We start from the raw sequence: 18,161 nt of genomic DNA, 5'->3' as shown, positions 1-18,161 counted from the left end.
TATGGGATCAAAACAAAATAAGCTCATTCGCCTGAGTATCACTTATTTCATCCTTTTCATTGCCTCCGTTTGTATTCTATATCCACTCCTTTGGACGATCGGTGCTTCCTTTAATCCTGGGAATAGCCTGATGAGCACAAGCATGTTTCCGAAGAATCCAACGTTCAGTCACTTTACAGAACTCTTCTTCGGTCAGGGAGCACTTTATGCAAAATGGTATTGGAACTCAATGAAAATCAGTATTGCGACTATGCTCTTAACGTTGATCCTTGTTAGCTTTACAGGTTATGCCTTTTCTAGGTTCCGATTCAAAGGACGCAAGAATGGACTGATGCTCTTTTTGCTGCTGCAAATGATTCCTCAATTTTCAGCGCTGATTGCCATTTTTGTATTGGCTCAAATGCTTGGACTCATTAACAGCCACCTCGCATTGATTTTGATTTATGCAGGCGGACAAATCCCGATGAATACGTATTTAATGAAAGGTTATCTTGATGCGATTCCAAAGGATCTCGATGAATCAGCCAGAATGGATGGCGCAGGGCATTTCCGGATTTTCATCCAAATTATTATGCCACTTGCCAAGCCGATTTTAGCCGTTGTTGCCATCAACTCATTTACAGGACCGCTGGGTGATTTCATCATCTCCAGTGTCATTGTCCGTTCACCCGAAATGTATACGCTCCCAATCGGTCTATACAATCTTGTATCAGACAAAATGGGTGCCAGCTACACGACCTTTGCAGCCGGGGCTTTACTCATTGCGATTCCAGTTGCTTTATTGTTTCTTGTTTTACAAAAACAATTTGTATCCGGCCTCACACAAGGCGGGACAAAAGGATAAGGGGAGATTTGATGAAGAAATGGTTGCTTGTCACTGTTGTCGTTTTCTTTCTGATGGGGTTAGGTATTCTGCCTGAAGCAAAGGCTGATACGATTTCGGTGAAACCGATCAATGGATTGCAAGGTGATTTCATCAAAGGAGCCGATATCTCCATGCTCGCAGAAGTGGAGCGAAGCGGCGGCAAATACTACAACCAAAACTGGCAGCAGGTTGATCCGCTCAAGCTATTAAAAGAGAAAGGTGTCAACTATGTACGCATCAGACTCTGGAACCATCCATACGACAACCAAGGCCGTGCATATAACGGCGGGACAAACGATTTAAATACCGCCATTGCTCTCTCGAAACGTGCAAAAGCACAAAATATGAAAGTGCTGCTTGATTTTCACTACAGTGATTTCTGGACCGATCCCGGTAAACAGTTCAAACCGAAAGCTTGGACCAATCTCTCGCAAAGCGATTTAGAGAAAGCGGTTGGCACTTACACAAGCGATGTGCTCAAAGCGATGAGAGCACAAAATGCCCTACCAAATATGGTGCAGGTCGGGAATGAATTGAATTCAGGTATGCTTTGGCCGAACGGAAAAAGCTGGGGTGAAGGCGGCGGTGAATTTGACCGACTCGCTGCTTTGCTAAAAGCGGGAACAAATGCTGTCCGCTCTGTCGATTCAAACATCAAAGTCATGCTTCACCTTGCACATGGAGGAGACAATGGCGCATCTCGCTGGTGGTTTGATGAAATCACCAAACGAGGCGTTTCGTTCGATACGATCGGTTTATCCTACTACCCGTATTGGGACGGCGGATTTAGCGGTCTTACTAACAATATGAATGATATTAGCGCCCGCTATAACAAAGATGTCATCGTGGTAGAAACCGCCTACGGCTTTACAACAGCAAATGGTGACAACCTCGATAACTCATTTAACCAAGATTCAGTCAATACGGCCGGTTATCCAGCATCACCACAAGGGCAGGCATCTTTTATACGAGATCTATCAGAAAAAATTTCACAAGTGAAAAACAATCGCGGGAAAGGGTTCTTTTATTGGGAGCCGCTTTGGATTCCAGCAAAAGGTGCGCCATGGTCTAGTCAATACGGGCTCGCTTACATTCAAACAACCGGCACAGTCGGGAATGCTTGGGAAAATCAGGCCATGTTTGATTTCAACGGAAAAGCACTGCCTTCTCTTGATGTATTTAAACAAATGACACCGTAATTAAACAGATAGGACGTGACAAAATGGGAAAGCGTTACCCACTCGTTCACCCAAATGTGAAAGGCTTTTTGCATGGTGGCGACTATAACCCTGATCAATGGCTTCATATGCCGGAGATCATTGACGAAGATTTTCGATTAATGAAGCTTGCACACTGTCAAACATTCTCTATCAATATTTTCGCTTGGAGCAAGCTCGAGCCAAAAGAAGGGGAATATGATTTTGCCTGGCTGGATGATATCATGGACCGCTTGGCAGCGCAGGGAGCTCACGCCATTCTCGCCACGCCAAGCGGAGCAAGACCTGCTTGGCTCTCGCAAACATATCCAGAAGTCTTACGCGTTGAAGCAAACCGCCAGCGCAACTTACACGGACTTCGCCATAATCATTGCTTCACCTCACCGGTTTATCGAGAAAAAACGAATACACTCAATCGTTTGCTCGCTGAACGCTACAAGGATCATCCAGCGCTGATCATGTGGCACATTTCAAATGAATACGGCGGTGAATGTCATTGTGATCTTTGCCAAGAAGCATTTAGAGACTATTTGAAAGACAAATACAACCATGACCTTGAAGCTTTGAATCAAGCATGGTGGACGGGATTTTGGAGCCACACCTTTACCGATTGGTCGCAAATCGAGTCACCTGCACCGCACGGGGAGCACATGATTCACGGCATGAACCTAGATTGGAAGCGTTTTGTCACAGCGCAAACGATCAATTTTTATCAAAATGAAATTGAACCGCTGAGAGAATTAACACCTCATGTGCCAGTAACCACCAATTTTATGGGCGACTATCCGCATATGCGTCCATTCCTTGGATTGGATTATCATCAATTTGCAAAAGAAGTCGACGTGATCTCATGGGATAGCTATCCAGCATGGCATAGCGGCAGAGAAACCACTGCAGAATTAGCGTCAAACGTCGCCTTCGTTCATGATTTGTATCGTTCATTAAAGGGCGGTCAGCCGTTTCTTGTGATGGAAAGCACACCAAGCCTCGTGAACTGGCATGAAGTGAATAAGGTGAAGCATAAAGGAATGGCACACCTCTCTGCCATGCAGGCGATTGCCCACGGGTCCGACTCCGTCCTTTATTTCCAGTGGAGACAAGGCCGAGGCGCCTCTGAAAAATTCCACGGCGCTGTTGTGGATCATTCAGGACATGAACACACGCGTGTGTTTCAAGAAGTCGCTGATTTAGGAAAACAGCTGGAGCAGCTTCAGCCGATTGCAGGTACATCCGTTCAACCAGAAGTCGCCATCATATATGATTGGGAAAACCATTGGGCAATTGATGATGCGCAAGGCTTAAATAATACCAACAAACGCTATGTAGAGGCTTGCCAAACTCACTATCGCAGTTTCTGGAAAAAGGGCATCCCTGTTGATATTGTCGGGATGGAAAAGGATTTCTCATCCTATCGAGTGCTTGTTGGACCAATGCTCTACATGATCAAACCAGGCGTGGCAGAAAAAATCGAAGCATTTGTCAAAGAGGGCGGCATTTTTGTGGCAACATACTGGAGCGGCATGGTCGATGAAAACGACCTCTGTTTCCTCGGTGGTTTCCCTGGCCCTCTCCGCCATGTACTTGGTGTTTGGGCAGAGGAAATCAACACATTGATGCCAGATGAACACGTTTTAATGACCACAGGAAATGGACGCACCTACCATGTCGGGCAATATTGCGAATCCATTCACCCAGAATCAGCCTCTGTGTTAGGGCATTTTGAGAATGGCTGCTATGAAGGACAGCCCGCCCTTACTGTTCGTCCATTTGGCAAAGGGAAAGCATACTATATGGCTTCTGAAAATGAGCAAGCGTTTTATGATGATTTTTACGAAGATCTCATCACAGGAATAGGCATACAACCCATCCTATCCTCTTCGATTCCAGAGGGAGTCAGTGTCCAGAAACGAACAGATGGATCGCAGGACTTTGTGTTTATGATGAATTTTACAGAACAGCAACAGAACATTTCACTAGATTCATCGGAAAGCTATGAAAATATGCTGACTGGACAGCATACATCTCAACTGTTACAACTGAATCCTTACGAATACGTTATTTTGAAAAAATAGTGTGAAAGAAGCGTCCATCCAAAGGGCGCTTTTTACTTTTAAGTGAATCTAAATACCTATAAAATCTCTTCCGGTAGTAGATTACCAATATAATCATTATTTTTTATCTAAATTTTTTGACATATTGAACACCGCGCCACGATTGGATTCACCATCCTTTTTTACCATTGTATAGGTATGAAAGCGGTTGCCTAATACTCATATTTTTGATACTCTTTTTTTCAATGCAGATGTGGGACTGCATTGGTATAAAAACAAACAAATGTAAACGGTTTATTGTAGGGGGAGGGGCTTATGTTAACGTTTGTTGGATTGTTGATTATTTTAACGATTGTTGTTTTGCTGATTTGGGGGAAAGCGAGTCCAATTGTCGCCATGGTCATGGTGCCTTTAATAGGGGCGCTCATCGCGGGATTTGGTATCAATGACATTCAAACTTTCTTTGAACAAGGAATTATCAAAGTATTGCCAGTGGCGACCATGTTTATCTTCGCCATTTTATTTTTTGGCATTTTACAAGATACAGGGTTCTTTGAACCTGTAATTAAAGCATTAATCAAGCTGACAAAAGGAAATGTTGTCACAGTTGCGATGGGAACTGCCTTGATTGGGGTCATCGCACACTTAGACGGAGCAGGAGCTACCACCTTTTTATTAACTGTACCTGCACTGCTTCCGCTTTATAAAAAATTACATATGAGTCCTTATTTATTGCTTTTGTTAATCGGGACGAGTGCTGGATTAACAAATATGATTCCATGGGCTGGCCCCACAGGACGGGCAGCAAGTGTTCTAAATATGGACCCATCTGAACTGTGGGTACCGCTTATTCCCATTCAGCTGATCGGGGTCGTGCTCGTATTAGGAATGGCATTCATTTTAGGAAAAAGAGAAGAAAAACGAATTCGGGTGAAAATCGCCGCAAATGAAGTAGCCGCTGTCCAATTAGAAGGCGCCGATTGGGATCGTGCCATTCAATCGATCAGCGAAACAGGCGATGCGTCTTTAAAGCGTTATCACTTAATCTGGGTCAACTTTATTCTATTTTTAGCTGTTGTTGTCCTTCTCGTGCTGAACGTGATTCCTGCTAGTTATATGTTTATGATTGGTCTTTCACTAGCACTTTTGGTGAACTATCCGAATGTGAATGTACAAATGGAGCGAATTAAGGCGCATGCTCCAAGTGCACTAATGATGGCAGCTGTAATTTTCTCCGCAGGTTCTTTTTTAGGAATTCTTGAAGGAACGGGCATGCTGAAGGCAATTGCAGTGGACAGTATTCACATTTTGCCAGCTTTCTTACTGCCATTTTTACATATCATTGTGGGGATATTTGGGGTTCCTCTTGATATGCTGACAAGTACGGATGCCTATTATTATGCACTCTTGCCGATTGTCGAATCGATTACATCAGAGGTTGGTGTGTCAGGGACATCTGCGGCATACGCCATGATGATTGGAAATATCATCGGCACCTTTGTCAGCCCTCTTGCACCTGCTGTATGGCTTGCCATCGGTCTTGCAGGGGTCGATATGGGGAAACATATCCGCTACTCCTTCTTTTGGATGTGGGGGTTCAGTATCGTTTTACTCATCATCGCCAAACTGATTGGCATCATATAAAAAAGAAAGACATGCGCAAAATCAGCGCATGTCTTTTTCTTTGAATTATGAAGGATATTCACTCGTGTGAATGTCTGTTTTCGGTTTTCTAATCAGTGACATCAATCCAACGATTAGCAACAAGATCATCGGAACGAAAGCAAGACCAACAGTTCCAATTAAAAGAGTCACAGCGGAAACCAAGAAAAGAATACCAGAAAGCACGGCACGGCGGTCTGTTTTCAAGACAATCACACCAACAAGGGCTAAAACAGCCGCAATTGCGGAAACAACCATAAACTGAACGCCAAAGGCATGAACCGACGCCTCAAGTGTTTCAACTGGCAAGGCGCTGCCTTCCTCTTGTAAAATTTCATTCATTTCTTCATAAAATGCTGGGTCCACAGAGAGCATCAATGCCCCAAAACCAACACCAATTACGTTGAGGACAATACTGATAATCCCCATAATTTTTTCACCTTTACGCTTAATCATTGATAGAAACCTCCTAAAAAGTTAAATTAACCTGTTTTTACTTCTCGCTTTTGGAAGACGATTAAAGCAACCGCCAAGAAGATAGCCCAATAAATGACTAGGACCGTTAGTGAGAAACCTAGGGACATGTCTTCGATAAAAGTAGGTGTTTCTGCGAAATACTGTGCAGGATCGTTGGCAAACAATAAATATTTCGCCCAATCAAAGAAGAACATCAAAATGCTTGTGATGGATGCTCCCACAACATAGGCTAATACACTAATCGCTATGGAAATGGCCTCACTTCTAAACACCGTTGAGATGGCAAAAGAAAGTGTCCCTAATACAACAAACATAGCACAATGCGCCAAATAATAAGAGACCATATTTGCAAACTGAGACCGTTCAATGACTTCACCATTTTGATAAGCCAAATACACATAATCATTGTTTAGTCCAAAGAATATCGCACCTAAGATAAAGGATAAGATAAATAGGACAGCGATCAAGAAAAGTGAATATAGTTGAACGGTAAAGTATTTAGACAAAAGAACCTTCAACCTGGATGGTGGACGAATCAATAATAATTTAATTGTACCATGCTTATATTCAGCCGAGACAATTGTGGCTGCAATAATAATCACAAATACACCTACCAGCTGAAGCAAATTAGCATTTGTTTTCACATAAGTCCATGCATTTTTACCGAATTGATCGGCTGGAGGTAAATCATGTTTGATTCGATACTCATTGATCGCTATATCGGTTTCAAGGGATCTCTTATAAAATCTTATATTATCCTCTTTCAATTCTTGCTTCTTTGCTTTATTGATTTCTTGCAACTCAGTTTTCCAATCACCGGATGCTTGATCTCCGTCATTTGTCTTAACAGCAAAAATCAACGTCGCAATCATACCTAAAACAAGAAGCCCAACCATAATCCAAGTACCCACACGATAACTGATTTTCATCCACTCGTTTTGAATGAGGCGAATCATACGTCTGCCTCCTTTTTACCTGTTAAGCTTAAGAACTTATCTTCTAAGGTTTGTTTTTCTACTTTGATTTCGTACAAATGAATAGAAGCCTCGCTCAAATGACGAATCAATTGTGGCATCTTCTCTTCTAGGATGGAGAAGAATAAGTACTGCTCCTCTTCTCTAACTGTGATACCTTCCTCAAATGCTTCAATGAGCTTTTGAGCTTCTTCAATCTCACTTGATGCTACTTTCATACGATAGTTGACCAAATCATCCTGCTTCGTTTCTGCACGCTGATCCTCAATCGCAATCAGCTTTCCTTTTTGGATAATGGCGAAACGATCACACATCAATTCCATTTCTGACATGAGGTGACTTGAAACAATGACAGCAAGCCCTTCTTCCTTTGCCAGCCTTCTCAAGTAATCTCGTATCATACGAATTCCCTCTGGATCTAGTCCATTGGTCGGCTCATCTAAGATTAGCAGTTTCGGTTTATGTATCAATGCCTGAGCAATCCCCAAACGCTGCTTCATTCCTAATGAAAACGTACGGACACGCTTATGTTTCACATGCTGCAAACTAACTAGTTCTAGCAGTTCATCAATTCGACCTTCATCCACTTTTCCATTCATTCTGGCAAAATGAACAAGGTTTTGTCTTGCCGTTAAATGATTATACATTTCTGGATTTTCAATAATTGCACCGACATCTTGGATGGCATGCTGATATGAGGTTTGAATACTATGACCATTAATCAGAATGTCACCGGATGTAATGGGAGAAAGACCGACCATCATGCGAATGGTTGTCGTTTTTCCTGCGCCATTCGGCCCTAAGAAGCCAAAGACTTCGCCCGCTTGGACAGAGAAACTCAAGTCTTGAACAATCTTTTTCCCGCGAATATGCCTAGATACATGTTGCAGTTCTAAAACGTTCGTCACGTTACCTCTCCTTCTTTGTCTAAGTATCATCTATCATCTATTTCCTGATAAACACCATGATCCGTCAAAAATAGAAGAACACTTCCATATGGTACAGCAATGCCCAAAAGTTGTGAAGGGGATTAGGCAAAATTTAGAGAATCATCTGCCTTTTTTAAGGTAGGGTTAAGAAAAGCGTGAATTTTTATAAGAAAAGAGGCTTGATTTTTTAAAAAAAGAATGATTTTCAATAGGTACATATGTATGAAATGATGTTTAAGATTATACCTTTCACCTATAAATATCGAAATAAAAAAGAGGCTGATGATCGACAGCCTCTTTTCATATATTATACTTTCTTCACAAACTCCGATTTTAACTTCATCGCGCCAAAGCTAGGAATTTTACAATCAATGTTATGATCGCCTTCGACTAAACGAATCCCTTTGACCTTCGTTCCTATTTTTAAAACCGAAGAAGAGCCTTTGACTTTTAAATCTTTAATCACAGTGACCGTGTCACCATCACTTAATAGATTTCCATTCGCATCTTTGACAACAAGCTGCTCCTCTGCCACTTGTTCTTGTTCTAGCGACCACTCATGCGCACATTCAGGACAAATAAGCATGCTGCCATCCTCGTATGTATAGGTTGAACTGCACGATGGACAATTCGGTAGATTAGACATTTGTGTTTCCTCCAACTTTCTTTTTCATTTAGAACCATTTTACCACATTTCTATAGAAAGAAATGTGATAGAAAAGGAAACATTTTTCATCATTTACTTATCTCTTCCAAATGTCATGACGGCCGCAATATTCCGCGCTGTTCTCTCTACATGCACACTAGCATCATGCATGGCTTCAGCCAGAGTCGTGACGCCAGGGACAATACTAAAAAGTGCATCAATGCCATGATCATGTACGACTGCACTGTCTTTTGAGAGGGACCCAGCGATGCCAATGACAGGGAGTCCATATTGTTTCGCAGCTTTGGCTACACCGATTGGCGTTTTGCCGTAAATGGTCTGCTGATCAATCCGACCTTCCCCTGTAATGACTAGGTCAGCGTCCTTTAGTACGTCAGCAAAATGTACGGCTTTCAGTACAATATCGATTCCCTTTTGCAGATCAGCCTGTAAAAAGCCTAATAAACTCGCGCCCATTCCTCCTGCCGCTCCTGCACCTGCCGCCTCACCAAAGGAGACATGAAGATGCTGCTTAGCCACTTGTGCAAAATGAGATAAATTCTTGTCCAACAGTTGAACCATTTCTGTATCTGCTCCCTTTTGAGGACCGAACACAGCAGACGCTCCTCTTTCACCCGTTAAAGGATTATCCACATCACACGCCACTTCCAGACGGACTGATCGCAATCTTGGATCCAGTCGAGATAGATCAATAGAAGCTAATTGATTCAGTGATCCACCGCCCGGCGTGAGGTCTTGGCCTGCTTCATCGAGAAAAGAAGCACCTAAACCTTGCATCATGCCAACGCCACCATCATTTGTTGCGCTTCCGCCAAGCCCAATGATTAAATGCTTCGCTCCTTTATCCAGCGCTGCAAGCATTAATTCTCCTGTCCCTCTAGACGTCGTGAATAAGGGGTTCCGTTTTTCTGGCGGGACAAGATGTAATCCTGATGCTGCTGCCATCTCTATGACAGCTGTCTGCCCATCTCCCAACATACCAAAAAAGGCATCTACAGGTTTGCCAAGCGGGCCTGTGACCACTTGCTGGACAATGGTTCCGCCTGTCGCATCCACTAACGATTGAACTGTGCCTTCTCCTCCATCTGCCATTGGGATTTTCATATATTCTGCATATGGCAAAATAGAGCGAAATCCTCGTTCGATGGCACATGCTGTCTCATAAGCAGATAAACTTTCTTTAAATGAATCTGGTGCGATCACAATTTTCATCCAAAAACCCCTCGTTTCTCATTAAGTCCTCAGCCGAACAGCTGGAAAATACCAAAGATAATGGTCGATACAACGGTTAATGTCAAACCAATTAACGATTCAAAGGGCATTAATTTCAACCGTTCTTTTATATCCATTTGAACACTTCCCGCCGTTGCATGGAAAAAGCTTCCGTGCGGCATATGGTCTAGCACAGTTGCGCCAGCGTGAATCATAGCTGCGCCTGAAAGGGCAGATACACCAAGACCAATAAGAGTTCCGCTAAATACACCACTTGCAACTGCCGTCCCTGCAGTTGTCGAAGCTGTGGCTGCCGACATAAAAATTCCAGACGTTGGTGCAAGCAAGTAAGGAGGTAATCCCGAAGCGTCAAGCGCCTGAATAAATACCTCTTTCATGGAAGAATTCGATACAATTCCAGCTAATGTGCCTGTACCTAGTAACATGATCGCTACACCTGACATTTTATGCAGCCCTGACATCGCATAATCATTGAGAAACTTCCCTTTTTTCATGAAAAGAGCGCCTACAATTCCGCCTATTGGTAAGGCAATCATTGGATCAATATTTATTTGAAACAACGGTCTTAAGGCTAACAAGAGAATGGTCACAAGCGGGCCGACAAGCGCTTGTAGAAAACCAGGTGCTTGAACCTCGCCTTGGTCTGCTCCCTCTTCCAAAACAGGTGTCCCTTTATTCGCAAGCTTTTTGGCTAATACATACGTGACGGCTATCCCGAAAATAGCCGGTATGACACCTGCCGCCATCAGGGAAGTAAGCGGTACACCAAAAGCATCAGAGGCTGCAATGGCATTCGGATTCGGTGACATGATATTCCCCGCCTTCCCTCCTCCAATCATCGCAAGTAAAATCCCCGTTTTAGAAAGTTTTGCACGCTTGGCAATGGCAAGTGCGATTGGTGCTACTGTAATGACTGCTACATCTACAAAAACACCCACCGTTGTTAAAATCATTGTTGCAAGTGCGAGTGCTAAAAGTGCCCTCGCCTCTCCAAGTTTTTTCACGATGGCCTCCGCAATAGATAACGCTGCACCCGACTCAATTAAAACCCCTGCCAGTACACCTGCCGCCATGATTCGAAGAACAGCCGGAATCATGTCCTTTGCGCCTTCCATCATGACGTTCACGGTCTGCACAACATCTACACCGCCAACCAAACCGCCAATAAATGCGCCTGCCAACATGCCATAAGCAGGTGATACTTTTCTTAAAATAAGAACAATAGCGATCACAAGCGCAGTCAATGCGCCCAATGTACTTACTGTCACATCTCCACCCATACTCCATCCCTCCTGATTGTCTTTTCTTAATTGTAAGCGTTTACCCATTGGGATCGAGTTGTGAATCCAGATGAACTTCTCTTATTTATTTCTTCTTCCAGTTGTGCAAATGCACAATTAAGACAATTGATTGTCCAATTGTGCTATGTACAGCTCCATCAACTGTTTCACATGACGAGGGTCTTTTCCGGTCAATGCCTGGATTTTATCTAAACGATATCGCAGTGTATTACGGTGAATAAATAGACGATCAACGATTCTTTGTAAATCCCCGCCCTCTTCAATGTAAACCTTTAACGTTTGAACGAGCTCCATTTCTTGTATCAGCGGATGATAAAAATCACTCCACCGTTTGCCCTCTTTGGCGGCTCTCGCTTTTATAAACAAGCTTTCAAGCTGATAAGATTCAAAGACATATATGTTTTCCTCTGGATGGAGCACCTTTCCTAACCGCAGGGCCTCTCTCGCATGCTGAAAGGACAACGGTAATTGACTCATGTCCTCAGCGACAGTTCCTACACCCACTAGCACTTGTCCATCAACTGCACCTGCCATTGTTTGTTGCAGCTGTTCGATCACATGCTTGAATTGATGGTCACATATCGGCTGTCTTAACAGGATTAATTCATGACGGAAGGTCATGCCTAGTAAATCATCCGCATTCTTATCGTATTGAATGGCATGCATCATTTTGTGTACAGTATCCTCGGACGATGGAATCGGCTGAAAAACAATAGCCATTCGCCGCTTGTCTAGATCCATTCCAAGCCAGTCAGCACGGTGCTTCAACTGATGATCACCCATGTCAGACTCGGAGATGAGCTGATTCACAATTTCACTCTCTATTCGCTGCCGCCACTGGAAGCGTTCAAGTAGAAAAGACTGCTCTAATACGAGTTCAGCTGCCATTTTCACCAGCTCGGCATGATGACGAATGTCCCCTGGCTCACCCGTAATCCCAATGACACCAACAACTTGTTCGTGAAAGCAAATAGGCAGATTGATTCCAGGTCTCACGCCTTTTAAGCGGCGGGACGTCTCCTGATCAATCTCCACACTATCTCCGCTTGACAGCACTAGACGTGCTCCATCATGTTTTTGTCCAATCCTTTTTCGTTCACCAGACCCAATAATGACACCATCTGCATTCATGACATTGATGTTTTGATGTAAAATATGCATCGTACGTTCAACCATCTCTTGCGCCAATTCACCGGTTAAAAATTGCATTCAGCATCTCTCCTGAAGGGGTTTTCATTCAATGTATCATAGTGTCATTGCACAATAAATGCAAAGCTGAAAAAAACAGCCGTTGACAAAGATACGCCAAAAAGTGTTTAATCAAATCAAGGGACCGACCGACAGTCTAGTCAAAAGAAAGGATGGCTTTATGAGAACCGTTAAACATCCTGAGGAACGCAAAAATGACATCTTAAATGCAGCAGAGAAGCTTTTTTCAACCAAAGGCTATCAGCAAACCACAATTATTGACATCCTCAAAGCCGTTGGCATTGCAAAAGGCACATTCTATTATTACTTTACTTCCAAAGAAGAAGTGATGGATGCAATCATTGACCGGATCATAAAAGCAGATATCATCGAGGCAAAGCGTATTGCCGCTGATCCAGATATCTCAGTGGTCGATAAATTATTTCGCATCATCATGGCACAATCTCCTAAACAGGGCAGCCATAAAGAAGGCATGATCGAACAATTTCATCAGCCTGCTAATGCAGAGATGCATCAAAAAAGCTTGATCAAAGCCATTACAGAGCTATCACCCGTTTTAGCAGAAGTCATTCAGCAAGGTGTAGAAGAAGGGATATTTCAAACGGATTATCCGCAAGAGACGGTCGAATTTCTCCTCGCTTCTGCACAGGTTATCTTTGATGAGGGGCTTTTCCAATGGACTACAGCGGAAAGCATACAACGGGCGCTAGCATTTATCGCAATCCTTGAAGCCTCTTTACATGCAGAAAAGGGAAGTTTCTCCTTCCTTCTCCAACGTTTAACTGGAGAACCGGAAGACAATAATCAGTGATTGGTCACTTCAATACCAATCCTGCATACATTATAGACTGACGGTCGGTCTAAAAGGAGAGTGATTTTCATGTCGTTATCAGCCAAAAATGGCTCCACCCATTTTATTTATCTCGTTCTCGGGCAAATTATTTCCGTTTTCGGGTCTTCCTTGATTCGTTTTGTTCTATCTTTACACGTCTTGGATATGACACATCGTGTTGATTTATATGCTCTGCTTTTCGCTTTATCCAATATCCCGCTCCTCCTTTCACCATTAGCAGGAGCAATGGCTGACCGGTTTAACAGAAGAAATTTGATGATTTTATTTGATGTTCTTACTGGCATTATGATTCTGGCTTTTTATTTCTGGTTATTTTCAGGTCATGATTCACTTTATATGATTGGAGCCGTCATGATTCTCCTTGGTGTCATGAGTACGTTTTATGCTCCTGCTGTGATGTCCAGTATTCCTCAGCTAGTGAAAGAAGAAAAATTAGAACAAGCGAATGGCATCGTGAATGGTGTGCAGGCCCTTTCAGGTGTTGTCGCTCCTATCATTGGCGGCGTTTTATACGGACTCATTGGGAGCCAGATCATCATAGGCGCTAGCAGCATTGTATTTTTTCTATCAGCGTGCATGCTTTTACGGTTAAATATCTCTTTCTCACCTAGCCCACTCGCAGAACCGATGACCAAAGTACTCTTGAAAGATATGAAACAAGGATTTTCCTATATCGGAAGCCAGCCATTTTTAAAAAGAGCCATGCTGCTTGCAGCGTTGCTAAATTTCATCCTCACACCATTTTTTATCGTTGGAGGTCCCCTTATTTTAAGGGTCACAATGAAAAGCAGTGACATCATGTATGGAATAGGAATGGGCATCATTGAGTTTGCCGTCATCGCAGGCGCCCTGCTAGTTGGGCTTGTAGCGAAACATTGGCGCATTCCTACTTTGTATCGCTGGCTGCTCGTCATCGCAGTCATTTTGCTGCCTGTTGCTTTTTCAACATCCAAGGTGGCTCTTCAATTTGGTACATTTCCAGCCTATTTTCTCTTTTTAGCAGGGTGTCTCCCAATTGCCATGCTGCTCACCATGATTTCGATCGTTGTCATCTCACATGTGCAAAAGAAAACACCCAATGCTCAATTAGGAAAAGTCATGGCCAATCTGACAATGGTCTCTCAATGTGCTGCACCGCTCGGTCAAATGATGTACGGGTTCTTGTTCAACACTTTTTCCGCCAGCATGTATGTGACCGTGTTAATCGTCAGTGCCTTGATGTTTGCACTTGCCTTCCTTACAAAAAATATGCTTCGACATGAAGGAGAATCAGCCTCATGAGATTGACGTTTATCAAGAAAGACCTAACCCGCCACCGTCTCATTTCAATCGGCTTAACCCTTTGCATCATGATGACATCATTTTTAGCAACAAGCGCTGCGCAAATGACAGTCCAGTTGAATGGTTCCATTTCTGATTTACTCCAATCAGCCAAAGCACCAGACTTTGTCCAAATGCACGATGGGAGCTTAGATGAAAAAGCGGTCGATACATTTTCAAGTAAACAGTCGATGGTGAAGGCACATCAAATTGTTCCAATGATTCCGATCGAACATGTCAGCATCAAGTTCGGGCAGGAGCCTGCTCAAGCGAGTGTGATGGATCATTTATTTGTAAAGCAAAATCGCTATTTTGATTTCCTTTTAAACGAACGAAATGAAAAGCTCACTGTAAATAAAGGAGAAGTAGCAGTCCCTATTTATTTTCAACAAAAATACCACTTAAAGATTGGCGAAAGGTTACTCATTACAAAAGGCTCTCATCAATTCTCTTTTCAAATCAAAACGTTCTTACGAGATGCCCAAATGAATCCAAGTCTTGTCAGTTCAAAGAGATTTCTTCTGCATGATGCGGACTGGGCGGCACTGAATCAAGTGTTTCAAAAAAAGGAGTACTTAATTGAATTTTTATTGCATGATGCTGGTCAAGCAGATGCTTTTCAATCACTCTATCAATCATCTGAGCTGCCACAACAGGGGCCTGCTGTCACATTACCCCTGCTTCGCATGCTGAATGCCCTAACAGATGGTATGGTGATCGCCATTCTCCTTCTTGTCTGCTTTCTGCTCATTAGCATTTCTCTCCTCTCTCTTCGTCTCGCTATGACCGCCGCTATAGAAGAGGATGAACGTGAAATTGGAATCTTAAAAGTACTAGGAATCCCTTTATCAAAAATCAAACAATTATACGTTGGGAAATATGCTGTGCTTGCCTGTATAGGGTGTATAGCAGGATATTTAATGACGCTCATGTTTGGTGATTTGTTTACAGCCAATATTCAGCAATATATGGGGAATCGCCTCTCTTTTATTCATCAGGTGATCCCGATTTTGGTGTCAATTTTGACAGCAATGATCGTCATCTCATTCAGCTATGCTGTCCTAAGGAGATTTGGTCAAATATCAGCCGCTCAAGCCATTCAAGGCGGCATAAGCTCACCAAGCCATAAAAAACAAATTCCTATGCACCTCCAGAAAAACAGATTCCTCCCAGTAAATTTTTGGTTTGGTTTGAAAGATCTGTTCTCGCGAATAAAGATGTATTCAACAATTACTTGTATTATCGCGCTTTGTACATTTTTAATGTTGATGCCGATTCAGTTATGGTACACATTACAATCACCAGATTTCATCACATATCTTGGCTCTGGAAAAAGTGACCTTCGAATTGATATTCGGCAGGGAAATCATTTAGAGAAAAGTACAAATAAAATAGAGTCTATGATTAGCGAAGACCAAGACATTCATACATCTGCCGTCTATGAAACAACTTCTCTACAAGCCAAAACAATGGAGAATACATTAGAAACGCTCTATTTAGAAACAGGTGATCTATCAGCATTCCCTCTCACCTATTTACAAGGAAGGGAACCGTTGAAGAAGGAAGAGATTGCTTTATCGGTGTTGAGTGCTGACTCACTTCAGAAAAAGATAGGCGAAAAAGTCACTCTCGCCACAAATGGGCAGCAAGTTCAAAAAATGGTTACCGGCATTTATCAAGACGTCACCAACGGAGGGAAAACTGCTAAAGCATTATCTCAGCCTTTTCCTCAATCATCCCTTTGGAAAACCATTCAAATACAATTAAAACAAGGAATAGATATGGCAGGAAAAAAAGCAGCACTTGAAACAAATATGTCTCCTGCAAAAGTGACAGATATGAAAGAATATGTGCATCAAACAATAGGAAGCACCGCATCTCTAGTAAAAGTGATTGCATTATTTTCAACCATCGCAGCTTTTGGAACAGCCAGCCTCATGTTAATGATGTTTCTGCACATGTTAAGGGCGAAAGATTTAAATCGTACTCACTTGTTAAGGACGATTGGTTTTTCTCAAAAAGATTTAACCTATCAATACTTAACAAGTTTTATCGTCGTTCTCTCTATTGGTGCCTTCATTGGAGCAATCGCTGTTCATACTATTGGTCCGGCGTTGATGAGTTCAGGCGGAGCATCATTAGGAGCATCCAGCCTTCAGTGGTTAGCCCCGAAATGGGTTTGGCTCGTGTATCCTCTCCTGCTGTTTATGGTGAATTTAACTGTCATCTCGTGGTTATTGAAGTCCTTTTTTTCTAGTAAAATCAGCCGTCATACACTTTCATAAGGAGATGTTTCACATGGAACAATTAATTGAAGCGAAACAATTGTCTTTACAAATTGATTCATTAAAAGGACAAAAACAGACCATTCTTAGAAATATTCACTTAACCATTAAACGTGGAGAATTTGTCACCATTATGGGACCTTCAGGATGTGGAAAAACCTCTTTGCTTTATCAACTTAGTGGTATAGAGACATCCTCCAGAGGGGAAATCAAATATAAAGGTCAACTGCTATCAGAAATGACAGACAAACAGTTAACAGCTTTGCGCTTATCAGAGATGGGATTCGTCTTTCAACACAGCCACTTACTAAAAAACCTCAATCTATTTGATAACATCATTGCTGCAGCTTACTTAGCGAAGAAAATGCCGAGAAAAGAAGTCAATGAACGAGCAAAATATCTAATGGAGAAACTTGATATTGATCATTTAGCTGATAGATATTTATCAGAAGTATCAGGAGGACAGCTCCAAAGAGCCTCTATCTGTCGAGCTCTTATGAATGAACCAAACATTCTTTTTGCAGATGAGCCCACAGGTGCTCTTAATTCAAGAACCACAAAGGAAGTCATGGATATTTTTTCACAAATCAATTCTGAAGGAACAACTCTGCTTCTCGTCACCCATGATCCAAAAGTGGCCCTTTGCTCTGAAAGAATTTTGTTTATGAATGACGGTGAAATTTCAGCTCATTTAAATTTAGGAAAATACGATCGCTTCACCGCTGAGAAACGAGAGGCCTTGTTAAACAAGTGGTTACAAAACTTAGGGTTTTAATTGGTGTAAAACAGGCAGCTTTCTGCCTGTTTTATTTTTTCTTACACTCAAAGGAGTAATCCATAGTCAAACTATTTGTTTCTAGTATGATTTTGCCGTCTTCTTGTTGACAAGATTCTGTCAGCAACTCAATTTCTTTGCTATAAAAGTATCTCTTTGAGATATAAAGAGTGACTAAAACAAGTAAAAGCGTCGTCATCACAATTGTTATTTGCCAGTTTAACATTTGAAATCTTTTTTTCATTTCAACATCCTTTCTGAAAGGTCAACACTTGTCTCGGATTTTCACCTTTCTCAGTAACTACCAGTTTCTTTCCCAAAATCATCTAGCAACATCATAACT

At 42.3% G+C, this 18,161-nt stretch carries 15 protein-coding genes; 8 read left to right on the top strand and 7 right to left on the bottom strand.

Features of this window, described 5'->3' with window-relative positions; all coding sequences use genetic code 11:
- Position 1: 1 nt before the first annotated feature.
- From KFQ09_RS10340 to KFQ09_RS10325, 4 genes are all read left to right on the top strand, one after another.
- Positions 2-844 carry a galactooligosaccharide ABC transporter permease GanQ gene (locus KFQ09_RS10340; protein ID WP_007497274.1) on the top strand — a complete coding sequence of 281 codons (843 nt, stop codon included), beginning with the start codon at positions 2-4 and terminating at the stop codon, positions 842-844.
- A gap of 11 nt (positions 845-855) precedes the next feature.
- The gene (locus tag KFQ09_RS10335; RefSeq protein ID WP_035703992.1) at positions 856-2,064 is read left to right on the top strand and encodes a glycoside hydrolase family 53 protein; all 1,209 of its coding nucleotides are present in this window, start codon (positions 856-858) and stop codon (positions 2,062-2,064) included.
- Positions 2,065-2,087: 23 nt separating this feature from the next.
- Complete coding sequence (locus KFQ09_RS10330) at positions 2,088-4,154, top strand: beta-galactosidase (RefSeq protein WP_017368385.1); 2,067 nt, start codon at positions 2,088-2,090, stop codon at positions 4,152-4,154.
- Positions 4,155-4,448: 294 nt separating this feature from the next.
- Positions 4,449-5,777: a CitMHS family transporter gene (locus KFQ09_RS10325; protein ID WP_099496971.1), complete on the top strand. Its 1,329-nt coding sequence runs from the start codon at positions 4,449-4,451 to the stop codon at positions 5,775-5,777.
- A gap of 45 nt (positions 5,778-5,822) precedes the next feature.
- Here the strand turns inward: KFQ09_RS10325 and KFQ09_RS10320 are convergent, their stop codons facing one another.
- The 7 genes from KFQ09_RS10320 to KFQ09_RS10290 form a co-directional block, all read right to left on the bottom strand.
- Entirely contained in the window at positions 5,823-6,251 is a 429-nt protein-coding gene (locus KFQ09_RS10320) for a DUF4064 domain-containing protein (RefSeq protein WP_007497283.1), read from the bottom strand.
- Positions 6,252-6,277: 26 nt separating this feature from the next.
- On the bottom strand, positions 6,278-7,228 hold the full coding sequence (locus tag KFQ09_RS10315; protein WP_144625464.1) for an ABC transporter permease subunit: 951 nt from the start codon (positions 7,226-7,228) through the stop codon (positions 6,278-6,280).
- The gene (locus tag KFQ09_RS10310; protein ID WP_255835651.1) at positions 7,225-8,154 is read right to left on the bottom strand and encodes an ABC transporter ATP-binding protein; all 930 of its coding nucleotides are present in this window, start codon (positions 8,152-8,154) and stop codon (positions 7,225-7,227) included. Before KFQ09_RS10310 ends, KFQ09_RS10315 begins: the two co-directional genes overlap by 4 nt.
- Before the next feature lie 328 nt (positions 8,155-8,482).
- On the bottom strand, positions 8,483-8,821 hold the full coding sequence (locus tag KFQ09_RS10305; RefSeq protein ID WP_039962846.1) for a zinc ribbon domain-containing protein YjdM: 339 nt from the start codon (positions 8,819-8,821) through the stop codon (positions 8,483-8,485).
- A 93-nt stretch (positions 8,822-8,914) separates the two neighbouring features.
- The gene (locus tag KFQ09_RS10300) at positions 8,915-10,054 is read right to left on the bottom strand and encodes a glycerate kinase (protein WP_050826776.1); all 1,140 of its coding nucleotides are present in this window, start codon (positions 10,052-10,054) and stop codon (positions 8,915-8,917) included.
- 29 nt (positions 10,055-10,083) lie between these two features.
- Complete coding sequence (locus tag KFQ09_RS10295) at positions 10,084-11,355, bottom strand: GntP family permease (protein WP_057078843.1); 1,272 nt, start codon at positions 11,353-11,355, stop codon at positions 10,084-10,086.
- A 117-nt stretch (positions 11,356-11,472) separates the two neighbouring features.
- Complete coding sequence (locus KFQ09_RS10290; protein WP_255835650.1) at positions 11,473-12,585, bottom strand: CdaR family transcriptional regulator; 1,113 nt, start codon at positions 12,583-12,585, stop codon at positions 11,473-11,475.
- Between the two features lie 160 nt (positions 12,586-12,745).
- Between KFQ09_RS10290 and KFQ09_RS10285 the strand changes: the two genes are divergently transcribed.
- From KFQ09_RS10285 to KFQ09_RS10270, 4 genes are all read left to right on the top strand, one after another.
- Complete coding sequence (locus KFQ09_RS10285) at positions 12,746-13,396, top strand: TetR/AcrR family transcriptional regulator (protein ID WP_008347371.1); 651 nt, start codon at positions 12,746-12,748, stop codon at positions 13,394-13,396.
- A gap of 69 nt (positions 13,397-13,465) precedes the next feature.
- Positions 13,466-14,719: an MFS transporter gene (locus KFQ09_RS10280; RefSeq protein WP_255835649.1), complete on the top strand. Its 1,254-nt coding sequence runs from the start codon at positions 13,466-13,468 to the stop codon at positions 14,717-14,719.
- Positions 14,716-17,043: an FtsX-like permease family protein gene (locus tag KFQ09_RS10275; protein ID WP_181891604.1), complete on the top strand. Its 2,328-nt coding sequence runs from the start codon at positions 14,716-14,718 to the stop codon at positions 17,041-17,043. The genes KFQ09_RS10280 and KFQ09_RS10275 overlap by 4 nt, the downstream gene beginning before the upstream one ends.
- Before the next feature lie 13 nt (positions 17,044-17,056).
- The gene (locus KFQ09_RS10270; RefSeq protein WP_255835648.1) at positions 17,057-17,818 is read left to right on the top strand and encodes an ABC transporter ATP-binding protein; all 762 of its coding nucleotides are present in this window, start codon (positions 17,057-17,059) and stop codon (positions 17,816-17,818) included.
- Positions 17,819-18,161: the final 343 nt, after the last annotated feature.

Source organism: Bacillus sp. FS02, from assembly GCF_024398395.1.
GTDB classification, from domain to species: domain Bacteria; phylum Bacillota; class Bacilli; order Bacillales; family Bacillaceae; genus Bacillus; species Bacillus altitudinis.
The sequence above is the reverse complement of the archived record's forward strand: the minus strand, read 5'-3'. Positions and strand labels throughout refer to the sequence as shown.